This is a genomic window from Nitrospira defluvii, assembly GCF_905220995.1.
GTDB classification, from domain to species: Bacteria; Nitrospirota; Nitrospiria; order Nitrospirales; family Nitrospiraceae; genus Nitrospira_A; species Nitrospira_A defluvii_C.
The window spans coordinates 718,736-734,239 of record NZ_CAJNBJ010000001.1; the positions used below are offsets into that span (position 1 = coordinate 718,736).

At 58.7% G+C, this 15,504-nt stretch carries 9 protein-coding genes; all 9 read left to right on the forward strand.

The features are described 5' to 3' along the window. The first annotated feature begins 2 nt into the window (after positions 1-2). Positions 3-518 carry a hypothetical protein gene (locus KJA79_RS03355; protein WP_213040585.1) on the forward strand — a complete coding sequence of 172 codons (516 nt, stop codon included), beginning with the start codon at positions 3-5 and terminating at the stop codon, positions 516-518. A gap of 332 nt (positions 519-850) precedes the next feature. Further along, positions 851-2,629, forward strand: a complete 1,779-nt coding sequence (locus KJA79_RS03360) for a di-heme-cytochrome C peroxidase (RefSeq protein ID WP_213040586.1) — start codon at positions 851-853, stop codon at positions 2,627-2,629. Between the two features lie 70 nt (positions 2,630-2,699). Further along, entirely contained in the window at positions 2,700-5,402 is a 2,703-nt protein-coding gene (locus KJA79_RS03365) for an ATP-binding protein (RefSeq protein ID WP_213040587.1), read from the forward strand. A 19-nt stretch (positions 5,403-5,421) separates the two neighbouring features. Continuing rightward, entirely contained in the window at positions 5,422-6,810 is a 1,389-nt protein-coding gene (locus KJA79_RS03370; protein WP_213040588.1) for an OmpP1/FadL family transporter, read from the forward strand. A 404-nt stretch (positions 6,811-7,214) separates the two neighbouring features. Continuing rightward, a complete protein-coding gene (locus KJA79_RS03375) occupies positions 7,215-7,538 on the forward strand; it encodes a hypothetical protein (RefSeq protein ID WP_213040589.1) in 324 nt (107 codons plus the stop codon). A 102-nt stretch (positions 7,539-7,640) separates the two neighbouring features. Continuing rightward, positions 7,641-7,922 carry a hypothetical protein gene (locus tag KJA79_RS03380; RefSeq protein ID WP_213040590.1) on the forward strand — a complete coding sequence of 94 codons (282 nt, stop codon included), beginning with the start codon at positions 7,641-7,643 and terminating at the stop codon, positions 7,920-7,922. 332 nt (positions 7,923-8,254) lie between these two features. Further along, positions 8,255-10,231: a TonB-dependent receptor plug domain-containing protein gene (locus KJA79_RS03385; protein WP_246507388.1), complete on the forward strand. Its 1,977-nt coding sequence runs from the start codon at positions 8,255-8,257 to the stop codon at positions 10,229-10,231. A 7-nt stretch (positions 10,232-10,238) separates the two neighbouring features. Further along, the gene (locus tag KJA79_RS03390; protein ID WP_213040591.1) at positions 10,239-12,308 is read left to right on the forward strand and encodes a TonB-dependent receptor plug domain-containing protein; all 2,070 of its coding nucleotides are present in this window, start codon (positions 10,239-10,241) and stop codon (positions 12,306-12,308) included. 31 nt (positions 12,309-12,339) lie between these two features. Beyond that, positions 12,340-15,462, forward strand: coding sequence for a PAS domain-containing response regulator (locus KJA79_RS03395; protein WP_213040592.1), 3,123 nt, complete (start codon positions 12,340-12,342; stop codon positions 15,460-15,462). Positions 15,463-15,504 lie beyond the last annotated feature (42 nt).

A 15,504-nucleotide genomic window follows, 5' to 3' on the forward strand; every position in this document is an offset into this window, starting at 1 on the left:
CCATGGATTCCGTACAAAGCCTGTTTCTCGATCTCAATCAGCTCATTCCCATCGTCAACCATTGGTTTCATCTGCTGTCTGCCGTCATCTGGATCGGCGGCCTGGCATTTCTCGTGATGGCTGTGACTCCCGGGCTTCGTGAGGGCGGGCTCCCGAAAGAATACATCCGCCCGATCATCGACGCATTCTATCGACACTACAAGCGTGTGGCTGGTATTCTGTTAGTGGTCCTGCTATTCACCGGCGGCATCAACCTCCACTACGTCAATCAGATCTTCGTCTCGCAAACCGGTCAGGGTTTACAGAACCATCCGAAGTATCTCTGGATTTTCTGCATCAAGCTCATCCTGGTCCTCTGTCTGCTGACACTGTTCCTGTATACCGTCATCTTCAAGTCCGATGAGGACGAAGAAGAGGAAGGCGAGACGTATGAGTCGATTCCCTTCCAACGCGCTGCGCTCTGGATGGGCTTCTTCATCATCCTCTGCGCCGCGGCCATGAAACACCTGCATCAGTAGACGCACGCCCCCCCCGCATACTTACCGACAGCGACTCTCGACCACCAAACATGGGCTTTGCCCCAGGCGGAGCAGCATGCCCACGCTGCTCCGGCCCCTCCGTCGACCACCTGCTCAAAATCTATTGGCATTCGTGGGCCGATCCAGGTACCCTTCGACCGCGATCATGGCATGTGTGTTGCTTTCTGCAACGTGAGGTGTGCGTGACTCATCGCTCCACAATCGCCACCCTTGTTGATGTCACCAGAGTGCGGCCGACTCGGTGGTCCGAGAACCGGACCAACCGTGCATGTCCTGATTCCTTGAGGTCGTCCTTTATGAGGAGATGAACCATGCCCATCCGTCTGAGCCGGACCCTGGTCTTGACCACCCTGCTGCTCACCCTCTCTCCCCTGCATTGCCGGGCAATCGATCCAGTCTCGCCCCCGAATACTACCCGCGCTCTGAACCAGGGATTGTCGGACCAGGAGCTACAGCAGTGGTACCACCTGTCGGCCGGCACTCAGCTGATTCCCTATGATTGGCTCATCGCGTTAGAAGATGAATCGCTCACCAAGATGTTCGCGGCGACCGGCCTCGTCGCCGACCCGGATCATATCGATAAACTTCCGGTCGGTTTTGCGAAGACCGAAGGACCGAACATCTCAGTGCCTCAGGCCGGATTCACCTGTTCGTTTTGTCACACCACGCAGTTCAGCTACAAAGGTCAGCGGATCAAGATCGAGGGCGGCCCTTCGCTCCAATACAACGCACGATTCCTCAGCGCCCTCATCCAACGGCTGGGCGCGCTGATCCCCCCTGATCTGTCCGCATTCCTCCAGACCCTGAAGGAGCAGGCCCCACCCGAGCCGTTTAAGACGTTCGCCACCCGCGTCTTGACCAGTCGTGGAGAAGCCGTAACCGCCTACACGCTCACCAAGTTGGCGCAGGATGTGAGAATGCACACCCACGGGCTGATTTCACGTAGTGGGAGAGACCTTTCGCCTGAGCAGTGGGGGCCGGGCCGGTTTGATGCGCTCGGACGGGGAGGGAATATGGTGTTTACCATGCTCCATCCCGACAATCTCAGACCTGCAAATGCCCCGGTCAGTATTCCTCCGCTGTGGGGCGTGTGGGAATATGACTGGGTTCAGTGGGCTGGGTCGATTCAACATCCACTGGCGAGGAATATCGGCCAGGTGATCGGCGTCAACGCCGGCCTCTTCAATTGGGCACGACCCGGCGCCGCCATTCCCTCAGACAAAAACGGCCTGTTCCGCTCGTCCGTCAATGTCGATTCCCTCACGACCCTCGAAGAATTGGCACGCCGCCTGCCTCCACCGCAATGGCCATCCGCCTTCCCACCCATCAATCGGGAACTGGCTGCACGCGGGAAGGACCTGTACCACGGCAACAGGGCCAAGGGTATTCCAAACCTCTGTGCCCATTGCCATGTCCCCGCACGAATATCCGGCTCGTCCGACGGCGGCCCGAGCCTCCAGATCACGATGGTGCCTCTCCAGGAAATCGGCACCGATCCCCTCTATCTGGAGAATTTTTCCCAACGGACCGTGGACACGAGTTTTCTGGGGCGTGGGCGAATTTCCGCGCGAGAAGCGTCGGAATACGTCACGAGCGAATTGATGGCCGTGAACAACGCCACGAATGCGCCTGTCTATCGAAACCGGCCCAACATCTGGCGAGACAAAGCCCAGTACATTGCTCGCCCGCATGTGGCGGTATGGGCCACCGCTCCCTACCTCCACAATGGATCGATCCCGAACCTCTACGAATTGCTCTCCCCCGCGAGAGAACGACGCGTCTGTTTCGCTCTGAGTCCGAACATGGAGTTTGACACCGAGAAGGTGGGGTTTGTCGTCGAAGACTGTACCGGCCTTCCCCCTTCGCCCAGTCAACCCGCACGCTTCGAATTCAAAACCGTATTACCCGGTAACAGCAACCGTGGCCACGAATTTACCGATACGCCGGATTGCGACAGCGCAAAAGGCAACGGGGTATTGGGATGTGAACTACCGGTGAATGACCGCTGGGCCATCATCGAATACTTGAAGACCTGTGATCTCGACAGACTGGTGTTGCCGAATACGCCGGCCTGCCGGAATCTGGACTAGTCCACGGACGCCCGAACCATCTGATGGCTCCCGTGCACGCCGGAGACGCATCGGACGAGACCGCTCACGCATGACCGATCTCCTCTCCAAAGACCATTCGATCCTTGAACGGCCATTCATGGAGTTTCGCCCCTTCGGCCTGAATGACCGGGGAGAGAAAATCTGCGATATCAGCGGAGTCGTCGTCCAATCCAACGTGGACTACATGTGCGACTACCTCACACGCACCGCCGGCACGGAAGCGGCTACCCATGCGATCGAGGAACTGTGTCGACTCCTGAATGCGCGCCTTCCGGATCGCTCTTATCACGTCACCCCGGACTTTCTCCGCAACATTTGGAACAGTTATTCGTATGAGTTCGTCTGCTACCTGCGGGAATTCTGCGAGCAGCTCTCCGGCGACCCAGACTTCCACGTCAATGTCGGCACGCATCGCAAAGTTCCGCCGCTGATCCAAATTCTCTGCCGCCCGTTTTCGACGCCACAGCTCTACAAGATGTGGCCCCATATGGGCAGGAAATATGTCCGCGACGTGCTGGAGTTTGAGGTCGGTCGAGTCACTCGACGATCGGCCGTCCTGCGCATGACGTTTACCGATCGGGCACTCGCCCAATTCGGTCCGTACCGAAAACGCTGTGTCGATGTGATTTGCCTCTCTTGCAAGACCAGCATCGCCCGGGTGCAGACCCAATTGCACGGCACACCGCCCGCCACAGTCCGCGATCTCTCCTGCACCGCCAACGGCGATCCCTATTGCGAATGGGAATTCACCTGGACGCCACAAGTCCGTAGCTCCATCCCACTAGCCATGTGGTTGCTCGTGGCGGGAGGGACCTTCGCGTACGTACACATTCGCTGGCCGAACGTTCCGACCATCGAGGCCCTGGGCCTCGCCGCGATTCCGGCGTCGCTGTTGTGGTGGATGATTACCAGCCACATGCGCCAGGCCGCCAAACCCTTGCAGAGACTGATTCGTGATCAGGAACAGGTCGTAGACGCCCGCCATGAAGAACTGCGGGAGGCCTATCTGGAGCAACAGAGCACCGCCGTCACCTTACGTCGGAAGGTCAACGAGTTAACAACCTTACACCGTGCGGGACTGCTGTTCAGTTCGACCTTCGATCGGGAAGAACTGATGACGAACGTCTTGGATACCATCGTCCGCGACCTGCACTACGATCGCGCCATGATCACGCAGTTCGATCGCACCAGAAACGTGTCGCACGACTTTCGTGTGCGCGGCATGCCGCAGGAAGTCGCGGATTTTCTACGGACGCAAGAAGTATCCGTTACTGACCCCGATAGTGTGGAAGGGACTGTCTTCCTTCGTGGCGAACCCGTGCTGACGAACAATATCCACGAAATCTGGGACCGGCTCCACCCCTTCGATCAAAAATTGATCGGCATGGTCAATGTGAAATCCTTCATCACCGTTCCGCTCAAAACACACCATGCCGTCATCGGCTCTCTTTCAGTCGACCGCACGCACAATCAAGCACTGACCCAAGACGACCTCGATGTCCTGGTCACCCTCGCCAGCCAAGTCGCCAGTGCCCTGGACAATGCGCAGGCCTATCGGGAGATCGAGTCGCTCAACGCCGGCCTGGAAGCCCGCGTGCGGGAACGTACCGCGGAGCTGGAAGCCGCGAACGCGCAACTCAAACAGATGGATCGATTGAAATCCAAATTCCTTGCCCACGTCTCTCACGAGCTACGTACTCCGCTCACCAGCATCGTCGGGTTTGCGGACAACATGCTCGAAGGACTGGTCGGCTCCCTGAACGTCAAACAGGAGCAATACCTCACCCGCATCAAGGCGAACGGAACCAGGCTTGCGCGTATGATCACCGACCTGCTCGATCTCTCTCGCGTCGAGGCAGGCAAACTGGTGTTGTCCTTTGACCATATCTCCCTTCAAACGGTGGCGACCGACGTCATTGAACAGCTCCTTCCCCTCGCGATCACCAAACACCTGCAGATCGAACTCCAAAGTCCCGATCCCGCATTGCTGGTCTGGGCCGATCCGGATCGACTCAGCCAGATTTTGACGAATCTGCTGGATAATGCTATCAAGTACACGCCGGAGGGGGGGCACATCTCGGTAGATCTGTCGATCTCCGACCATGAGATGGCCCGAATTGTGGTCCGTGACAACGGTCAAGGCATCCCCCCCGACGCCCTGCCGAAGCTTTTCGATCCTTTTTTCCGCGTGCACCATCAGGAGCGGAGCCAGACGAAGGGGCTGGGGCTTGGACTCGCGATCGTCAAAGATCTGGTGGAGTTGCATGGCGGCACCATTGCAGTTCACAGCGCGCTGGATCAGGGGACAGAATTTTCCTTCACCATCCCCCTCCATGCTCGCACATCGACTCCGACCGTCCAACTGCCGTCGGTCCGCCGCCGGCTGCTGGTGGTGGATGACGATCCGGACATTTGCGATCTCCTGCGGGATCGCCTGGAATCAGAAGGCTTCCAGGTCGAGACAGCTGCGGATGGAGAGACCGCGCTACGCCTATTGGCCGACACACCGGTGGATGGGGTGCTCCTGGATATCGCCCTTCCGGAAATGGACGGGTTCGATGTCCTTCGTCAACTACGGCCCAACCGCCCCACACTCCCGGTGGTCATGATGACAGCCGTGGAGGCGCTGGACCGAGCGATGGCCGCGGTGGAGGCCGGAGCCCAGGGGTACCTTCTCAAGCCCTTTGATGCCACCAGGCTTCGGCACATCATTGATCGTTGGTTTCTAAACGGCTCCGTTCACCCCGACTGAATAAGAGAACGATCGCTCTATGTTGCTCACGCCGCGCTCCCGCCATATCCTCTTGCTGTTTATGACCTGGCTGCTCTGGGACTGTCTGTTTGTGGCGATGAACGCTCACGCCCAGACCCCTCGCCTCCAAGGACAGTCAGCCGCTGCCGCCGCCATGGGAAACGCATTCGTCGCGCAGGCCGATGACCCCTCCGCGTTGCATTACAATCCGGCCGGGATGACACAGTTGCATGGCTTCCAGACCCTGTTCGGGACCTCACTGATCGGTGGTGTCACCCAGTTCACCAGTCCAACCGGCACGCAGGTCACGGGGGATCGTAACGGAAGCCTGGCCTGGCCGCCTCCGGGTCATGTTTACCTTACGGCCAACCTCAAAGATCTCGGTCTGTCGGCACTGGGCAACTTCAGCGCCGGCATTGGATTCAACAATCCCTTTGGATCCCTCACCAGATATCCGCTTGATGGCCCCTTCCGCAGCGCACTCACCTTTACCACGTTGCCGCTGCTGGACATCAAACCGACCATTGCCTACAAACTCAACGACCAGTTGTCGTTTGGATTGGGCGCCGACATCTACACGTTTTCGGGCTTGTTTGGCGAAGGGCACCTGGAGCAGAAATCCGTCTGGCCTGGCGGGTTGGGCATTGCCTCCGGCTCGCTGGTTGAAATCAACGGCAGTGATACGACGGCGGGTTTCAACCTCAGCCTGCTCTACACGCCATTCCGCAACAGCGACGGGAAGCCACTCGTCAATATCGGCCTGGTCTATCGCAGCCAGGCCACCTTCCATCTCACCGGTACCTTGCTCGCTAATGGGGCATTAGTGGCCAACACCGCGGCCACCTTTGTGCTCCCACAAGTCTTCTCCGGCGGCATGGCCGTCTGGCCGGTCCGCACTGCCGATCGCGAGTGGAAACTCGAATTCGATGTGGACTACGTCGGCTGGAAAGCTAACCGCACCCTCGACATCCATCTGTCCAATGGCGCGCTGCTGCCCTTTCCACAAAACTGGCAGAGCGGGTACACAGCCATGGTCGGCACGGAATATCGCTGGTTGCACGTGCCCGCCATACCTGACTGGGATGTCGCGCTGCGGGCCGGGTATATGAACCAGCAGACCCAGATTCCCGACCGCACCTTCAATCCCGGGGTGCCTTCCGCTAACTCCCACATCCCCTCGGTGGGAATTGGGCTGGCCTGCCATGCCAACGGGTCCTTCCTGGGACTCATACGGTGCGGCGAATTGGGTATTGGTCCGCTCAAACCGAAACTCTTCGCTATCGATCTCGCCTATCAGGCCGCCATCTATGAGGTTCGAACCGTGGCCGGCAACCAGAATCCAACTGTCAACGGCCGCTATGACACGCTCATTCATGCCGGCTCACTCTCCTTACGGTTTAATTACTAACCCCCCGCATCACTGGACCGGCGATACTCATTGGCACCATTTCCCTCATGGCGAGGGCACAGTGATTGCCTCTCTCCTCTGATAGAGAGACTCCTAAATCCGTCACTCAGCCGAGAACAGGTTGAGGCGTGGGGCCAAGCTGGACGACCGCCGCCGGTTGTTGATGTTGAACCGGCCGCATGTCATAGCTTCTGGATCGTGCCCATCCAGCGCGACGTTGTCCGCCTTTGACCACGCCACCCGCCGCGTCTTCATCCCCATCGAAGACGCGGCACTTTTCCCCTCGCCATCCCAGAACTCGCGCTTCCAGCCCCCTTGCCTCCCTACGTAGTCAAGGATTCTAGTGATGCCCCCGTATCAAATACGATACGGCCAGAATCTAATTCGATACAATCCTACCCCTTGTGCTCAGCAGCGAACGTCTCGTGATCCACGACAATGCATCGCGAAACCCGGAGTGGGCAGGGCGCTTCTGCATCGTCACAACTCATCTGGCGCGCCAGGACAACATGGCACGCCTGTTGCTGCAGTACAGCACGTCACGACATGACACGACGTCCTGCATGCAGGACCAGGCTTATCCGAACAGAAAGGAGCCTGACATGGAACTCGTCATGGGCGGTCTCCTGGTAGGAGTCAGCGGCATGTTGGCTTTGCTGATTGTCGCGGTTTGGAAAGACGGCGCTGCACATCGGCGTGAGACTCATCCTACACATCGTGGAGTCTAATCGGACTAAGCTCAGATCTGCACAAGGAACCGTGCGGCCTGACGCGGGAACAAAGGGAGAATGAAGAGAGGCTCCGTGCCTCTCGTGCAAAGGAGTTGCACGATGAATCGACTCATCTATTTACGACCTCAAAAGCGCCAGCGTATGACCGTCAGCCTGCCGACCGAGTTACTCGAACGCATGCGGGATGCCGCCTACTGGACATCCGGGACGACCATGGCTGGGCTCATTTCCTCAGCGATCGAAGACCTGCTCCACAATTTGGAGACTCAAAACGGCCGCCCCTTCTCCCCGCGGCTTCAGGACCTCAAGCCAGGGCGGCCTCGCGCGAACAAGGCCGTCCACATGCCTGTATCTGAACACATACAATCCGTATCCGGTTAGATACGCGGCTCCGCCTGCCAGCTCCATTTGCTGCCTGCGCCTCACGAAGCCCGCATCTCTCACGTAGCGCCTTCCGGTATTCTGACAGCCGACCTGTAGGGCACCGCCCTCACAAGCATGCCTTTTGCGTGAGCACAATGTGATCCAGACAGGTCCGGTTTTTCTCTTCCCTTTGACCAAGCAAGACATGTTCGGGCAGAGCTTCACGGTATGCTATGCGTCTTCGAATCCATCGGCTCTACGCCCCCTCTCTCCCCTCTTCCCCACGTGCATCCCTTTATCCATCGCCGAAGTCCCGCACACACCCGACGATTCAGTGGCGGCCTACGCTGTTGTCATCCTGCGGAGGGCTCATCAGCCTCTGCTGTGTCACCTTTGGTCAGGCTCAGGATCCGCCATTCTCCGCGACGGGTGAATCGAATCACCTGTCCGCCGGGGAAGAACTAGAGTTTCTCAAAGAAGAGGAGACCGTCAGCATTGCCACGCGGTACGAACAGCCAATTTCCCAAGCCCCCTCCAATGTCTACGTCATTACGGACGAAGATATCCGCCAATCCGGCGCCACCGACATCCCGACCATTCTCCGCCGCGTGCCCGGGCTGGATGTGATGCAGGTCACAGGCGCCGATTTTAATGTCAGCGCACGAGGCGACAACCAGCTGTTCGCCAACAAACTCCTCGTGATGGTGGACGGTCGCTCCATCTACATCGACGGACAAGGCCTGGTGTTCTGGAAATCGCTTCCGGTCACCCTCCCGGAGATTAAACGCATCGAGGTGCTGAAAGGGCCCGCCTCTGTCGTCTACGGCTTCAACGCCTTCGACGGAGTGATCAACATCATCACGAAGTCCGCTCAGGACATGAAGGGCACGACGTTGCAGTTCGGCGGCGGGGAACTCGGCACCATCTCCAGTGCCGCCGTCCAGGCCGGATCGGCGGGCAAACTCGACTATCGTCTCTCCATCGGCCATGACCAGAATCAGCAATGGCGGAACAATGACGCGCTGGCGTTTCGTTCGAATAAATTCAACGTCAACACGCAATACAACTTTTCGGGAGATGCTACGTTACGGGTAGCCGGGGGGTTCATCGATACGAATCGCTTCGACGGGCCTGTCTCGAACGTGCAGATTCCGCAATCGCAGTTCAACCAAGGCTATACGGATGTCCACTATCAATACCGAAACGTTTCCATTCGCGGCTGGTGGCAAGGCAACGATATTCCCGTCGACTCCGCTACGCACCCGTTACTCTCCCGATTTGTCCGACAGACGAATGCCACCGGCGGCTCGAATGTCTCCTTCACCACCCAGACTTACAACCTCGAAGCGCAGCACAGCCTCGACCTGAGTCCATCCAACCGTCTCAGTTACGGCGTCAACTACCGGTACAACCGGGTCGATGGCGCGGCCGTCTCCGAGTTGGGTCGAGAAGATCGCCTCGGGATTCACCTGCAGGACGAGTGGAAGATACGGCCATCGCTCACCCTTGTGGCCGGTGTCCGCTACGATCTGCACACCAGAATCAACGGCACCTGGAGCCCGCGTGTCGCCCTCGTCTACAACCTGACGCCGGAGCATACGTTTCGTATCAGCGGCTCGGTCGCCTACCGCCCCCCGACGCTCTTCGAATCGAATCTTGATCTTCGTATCCTGCCGACCAGTCCGCCGCTCTTTGCACCGATTCCGCTGTTCGGCTCCCAGACACTCAATCCTGAGCAAATCATTTCTTACGAAGCGGGATACCAGGGCTGGTGGATGAACCACCGGCTCCGGACCAGGCTCGACCTCTTTTTTAATCACCTCTCCGACTTGATCAACTTCCAAACCGTCGGCACCGCGCGCACGCTCGTCAACGGCGGAGAAGCCGACATTTATGGAAGCGAGGCGGGAATCGAATTCCTGGCCACCAGGTGGTTGAGCGGGTTCGCGAACGCGTCCTATCAGAAAATCGGGCAGACCTTCACCGGCGTCTCTCGGCGTGGCGGCCCGGATTGGAAGGCGAACGTCGGTGTGCGCGGCGAGTGGGACAGCGGACTCAACGGGGAGGTCGCGGTGCACTACGTTGCCGGTGCCACCTACCCGCTGATCGAATTGTTTACCCTGCTCGCGCCGGCGCTCCCCACGCCAGTGAGCCAGACGGTCGAAAGTTATACCCTGCTGAATCTTCGCGGCGGCTATCGCTTCTGGCATGACAAGGCCGAAGTGGCCGTTTCAGTCATGAACGCGCTCAATGATCGCCACAAGGAACATCCTCTTGGCGACATGCTGGGCAGCCGCGTCATGGGCTGGGTCACCATCAGATTGTGAGCGATCAATGAGGCATGACGCCATAAAGAGCACCTCGCCCCCGCTCCTCGCAGTGGTCTTGGCGATCACCCTTCGGAGTGTCGCCGCCGCGGACACAGCCCCACTGATCTTCGAGGACTCGCTGTCTTTCCCGGTGAGCAACGACCTTGAACTGCTCAAGGAAGAGGAAACCGTGAGCATCGCCTCACGATACGAACAACCCATTTCTCAGGCGCCATCGAACGTCTACGTGGTCACCGACGAAGACATCCGGCAGTCCGGAGCCACCGACCTTCCCACCGTCCTCCGCCGCATTCCGGGTCTGGAAATCATGCAGATGACGGCCGGCGACTTTAATGTCAGTGCCAGGGGAGGCAACCAGCCGTTCGCGAACAAAATGCTGGTCATGGTGGACGGACGCTCCATTTATCTCGACGTACAAGGCACCGTCTATTGGAAATCGATCCCGGTCACCCTTCCTGAGATCAAGCGGATTGAAGTCCTCAAAGGTCCCGCCTCGGCAGTGTACGGCTTCAACGCCTTTGACGGAGTCATCAATATCATCACCAAGTCACCGGAAGAAATGAAAGGGTCCACAGTACAAATGGGCGGGGGCGAGCAAGGCACCATAAGTAGTGCGGCGGTCCATGCCGGGACTGTCGGCAAGTTTGGCTATCGGCTTTCGGTTGGCCGGGATCAGACGCAACAATGGCGAGATGGCGACGCCCTTGCGTTTCGTGCGCACAAGTTCAATATCCAAACGGACTATGCGTTGTCCTCAACATCGAAGCTGCAAGTATCCGGAGGGGTAGTCGAAACGAATCGGTACGATGGGCAAGTCGGAGAAGTAACCAGCAATTCTATTCGCCCGTCCTTCGGCTACGCCAACGTCGTGTATGAACAGGGAGAGTTTTTCATTCGTGCCTGGTGGTCCGGATATACAGACCACGCCACGATCAAACCCCTTCCCCAATTGACCAACGTCCTCAGTGTGACCGACCGCAATGGCGTGTCGACGAATCCCTTTTCCGGCAATACCTACAATGTCGATGTGCAACACGCGTTCAATCTCGGCTCAATGAATCGTCTTCTCTATGGGGCAAACTATCGGCACAACTCGCTATCCAGTCCGGCTATCGATCAATTCAGTCGAGAAAACCGCTTGGGCCTGTTTTTACAGGATGAATGGCGAGCCACCTCTGCCATTACGATCGTGGCCGGTCTTCGCTATGATCTTCACACCCAGATCAACGGCACCTGGAGTCCTCGCCTGGCCATGCTGTACCAACCACTCGAAGGACACACCTTTCATCTATCAGGCTCCGTGGCCTATCGACCGCCGACACTTTTTGAATCTCATCAGGACCAGCGAGTAACCACATCGATCCCGACCGGCTTGCCGTTCCCGCTTCCTCCGTCGATTTCTTCGACCGTTCCGGTGACCGGCGCGACCGGACTCGCCCCGGAACAGATCTCCTCCTATGAGGTCGGATATCAAGGCTGGTACTGGAAACATCGGCTCCGCATCCGCGCGGATCTTTTTTTCAACCATGTCTCAAACTTGATCGGCAGCCGGCCCGTCTCCGGCGGCGCCTCCACCTTCGTAAACGACTCGGGGGCCGCTGATATTTACGGAGGCGAAGCCGGCATTGAGTTTCTGGCAAGTCGGTGGCTGAGTGGATTTGCCAACTACGCCTATGAGGAAATCGGTCAGTCGTTCAGCGGGACGGTCAGACGGGGCGCGCCGCGCTCGAAAGTCAGCGCCGGACTCAGAACAGAATGGGAGAACGGTCTCAGCGGAGAAATTAGTTACTACTATGTCGGTGCCGTCACCTATCCGATTGCACAGAGCTTTACGACATTAGCGAATCTCCCGACAACCGGAATCACAACGCCGGGAGATCGTGTCCGCAGCTACAACCTGCTCAACCTGCGCGCAGGCTACCGATTTTGGCAGCAGAAAGCCGCCGCCGGCTACATGCGCGACGCCGAAGTCGCGGTGTCCGTCTTCAATGCGCTGAATGATGAGCACAAGGAACACCCGCTGGGGGACCTCATCAGCAGGCGGGTCATGGGATGGTTGACCCTTCGGTTTTAAGGATTGGCCCGGTAACACTCGGGAGGATGCGATGGCACCAACAACACTCACTCATTCCATCCTCGTCGTGGATGATGATCCTGACATTGCACTCGGACTGCAGGACTTGCTCGACCACGACGGATATCAGGTGAATGTGGCCGTGACCTGCGCGGAAGCCCTCGCACAAACCCGTACGCACCACTACAACGCAGTACTGCTAGACTTGGGCTTGCCGGACGGAGACGGCACTTCCGTCTTGCTCACGTTACAACAGCAGCAGCCGCAACTTCCCGTCATCATTCTGACCGCCTATACAAGCACCGACCGCACGGTCGGCGCGTTGACCCAGGGAGCCTTTGCCTACCTCACCAAACCCTACAACCGTGATGAGCTGCGCGCGGTCCTGCAACGGGCAGTCGGAGTCCAAGCCCTGGCTGCCAAGGTCGAACATGCTGAACACGCGTTGCACGAGAGCGAGGCGCGATTCCGGTCTCTGGTCGAAGCCGCAACCGACTCCATCGTGCTGGCCGATGACCAGGGCCGGATCATTTCCTGGAATCCTGCCGCGTCACATCTCTTCGGCTACACGGATGATGAAGTGCGCGGAAAATCCCTCAGTCTGCTGATGCCGCCCCGGTACCGCGCCGCCCATGAACGCGGCCTCGCCCGTGTCGGGGAGACGGGCCAATCCCGCCTCATCGGGCGCCTCGTCGAACTGGAAGGACTGCGGAAGGACGGCACCGAGTTCCCGCTCGAACTCTCGCTGGCCATGTGGAAAACTGACGGGGCCATCTTTTACAGCGGCATCATCCGCGACATCACCCAGCGTCGCCTGGCAGAAGATATTCTCGATCGCCTCCGCCATTTGCACGAAGTCATCCTCACCCAGGCCGGCGAAGGCATCTACGGTCTGGACGAGAAGGGACGGACCACGTTCGTCAACCCGACGGCCGCCCAATTGCTCGGCTATGAGCCTTCTGAGCTGATCGAGCAACCGATGCATGCGGTGCTGCATCATTCGCACCCTGACGGGAGCGCCTACCCGCTCGACGACTGTCCGATCTATGCAGCGCTTCGTGACGGCCTGGTGCACCGGGTCTCGACCGATGTGTTCTGGCGCAAAAGCGGAGGCCAGATCCCGGTCGAATATGTCAGTACCCCGATCATCGAAAAGGGGCGCATTGCCGGTGCGGTGGTCGTGTTCCGCGATATTTCCGAACGGAAGGAGGCGGAACGCGCCGTCGAGGAAAGCCAGGAACGATTCCGGCAATTGGCGGAACACATCCGAGAGGTATTCTGGATCACCAATCCGGAAAAAACACGCGTGCTCTACATCAGCCCAGGCTATGAAGAGATCTGGGGGCGCACCTGTGACAGTCTCTACGCCCATCCCGCGTCCTGGCTCGATGCGATCCATCCTGAGGATCGCTCACGGATCCAGGAGGCCGCCATGAACCGACAAACCCTGGAGGACTACGATGAGGAATATCGCATCCTCCGGCCGGATGGGTCTCTGCGATGGATCTGGGATCGGGCCTATCCGATCAGAGATGCCTCAGGGAGGGTCTATCGCATCGTAGGATTCGCGGAAGATATCACCGAGTCCAAACGCGTCGAAGCAGATTTGATCGACAGCGAGCGACGGTATCGTGCGCTCTTCGACAATAACCCTTCTATGTATTTCATGGTCAATGCCGATGGACTCGTGCTGTCCGTGAATCGCTTTGGCGCGGAACGGCTCGGGTACGACCAGCCAGAGTTGATCGGCAGCTCTGTCATGGCCGTGTTCCATCCGGCCGATCAGGACGCCGTCCGCCGAAACCTCGCATCCTGTCTCTCAGACATGGGACAGCCCAAGAGTTGGGAACTACGCAAAGTCCGGAAGGACGGGAGTGTGATCTGGGTACGGGAAACCGCCCACGCCGTGCGCAACGATCAGCAGGTCCCGGTGGTGCTGATCGTCTGTGAAGACATCAGCGCCATGAAAGAGGCCGAGATCGCCCTTCATGACAGCGAAGAGATGAAGAATCAAATCCTGCGCAGCAGCGCCGACTGTATCAAGGTTCTGGATCTCGACGGGCAGTTACAATACATGAACGATGCGGGGCAACGGCTGCTCGACATCAAAGATCTTGTGGCCTACACCGGCAAGTCCTGGGCTGAGTTTTGGGAGGGGGACGACCGCGACGCCGCCATGGCGGCCCTCGAAGCCGCCAGATCCGGCGATATCGGGAAATTCGTCGGGTTCTGCCCCACCACCGGCGGACAACCGAAGTGGTGGGACGTACAGGTCACACCCATGCTTGATACCCAAGGATTTTCGCGTCGCCTCCTCGCCATCTCCCGCGACATCACGGCATACAAACACGCCCAGGAATCTCTCCATGCCAGTGAAGAGCGATTGGAGCATGTGATTCGTGGTTCTCACGACGGCTTCTGGGATGGCCACGTCCTCCCCGGCCATCCCTGGCACTCACCGCTCACGCCTGTCTGGTGGTCCCCTCGTGTGCGGGAGATGTTGGGATACAGTGAGGAAGAATTTCCCGACATTCTCGAGAGCTGGGCCTCCCGGTTACACCCCGACGATCGCGAGGGCGTCTTCCGGCGGTTGCAGGCCTGCATGGAAGAGGGCGTCTCCCACTACGATGTCGAATACCGGCTTCTCAACAAACAACAGGAGTACCAATGGTTTCACGCGCGGGCCGAGGTGGTTCAGCGGGATGCGCAAGGCCGTGCAGTCCGCATGGCCGGTGCTTTGCAAGACATCACCGATCGCAAACGGACCGAGGCCAACCTCATCCTCAGCGAAGAACGGTTGCGCATGGCGCTGGCCGCATCGGACCTCGGCATTTGGGATTGGGATGTGCCTTCGAACCGGCTTTACTGGTCGGACGGCGTCGAGGCCCTGTTCGGGCTGGCTCCCGGCTCCTTTCCCGGCACCTATCCCGCGTATATCGGCCTGATTTACCTAGTGGATCGCGGCTCGACCCTGACCCGCATCGAACTCAGCCTGCGCGACCACACCTCCATCACCATCCGGCATCGGGTGGTTTGGCCAGACGGCACGATACATTGGCTGGCATGGACGGGACGGATCTACAGAGGGACGGACGGCGTGGCTACGCGCGTGCTCGGCATCATTCACGACACGAAGGGGCTCACCGGCGAATAGACGGAAAACATTCGGCAACCTGACGTGTCGCCGGCTGATTCG

What these genes read in the sequence shown, in the direction of transcription:
- KJA79_RS03355 (WP_213040585.1), top strand. Translation starts at nt 3, where the DNA reads ATGGATTCCGTACAAAGCCTGTTTCTCGATCTCAATCAGCTCATTCCC.
- KJA79_RS03395 (WP_213040592.1), top strand. Translation starts at nt 12,340, where the DNA reads ATGGCACCAACAACACTCACTCATTCCATCCTCGTCGTGGATGATGAT.
- KJA79_RS03390 (WP_213040591.1), top strand. Translation starts at nt 10,239, where the DNA reads ATGAGGCATGACGCCATAAAGAGCACCTCGCCCCCGCTCCTCGCAGTG.
- KJA79_RS03360 (WP_213040586.1), top strand. Translation starts at nt 851, where the DNA reads ATGCCCATCCGTCTGAGCCGGACCCTGGTCTTGACCACCCTGCTGCTC.
- KJA79_RS03370 (WP_213040588.1), top strand. Translation starts at nt 5,422, where the DNA reads ATGTTGCTCACGCCGCGCTCCCGCCATATCCTCTTGCTGTTTATGACC.
- KJA79_RS03365 (WP_213040587.1), top strand. Translation starts at nt 2,700, where the DNA reads ATGACCGATCTCCTCTCCAAAGACCATTCGATCCTTGAACGGCCATTC.
- KJA79_RS03380 (WP_213040590.1), top strand. Translation starts at nt 7,641, where the DNA reads ATGAATCGACTCATCTATTTACGACCTCAAAAGCGCCAGCGTATGACC.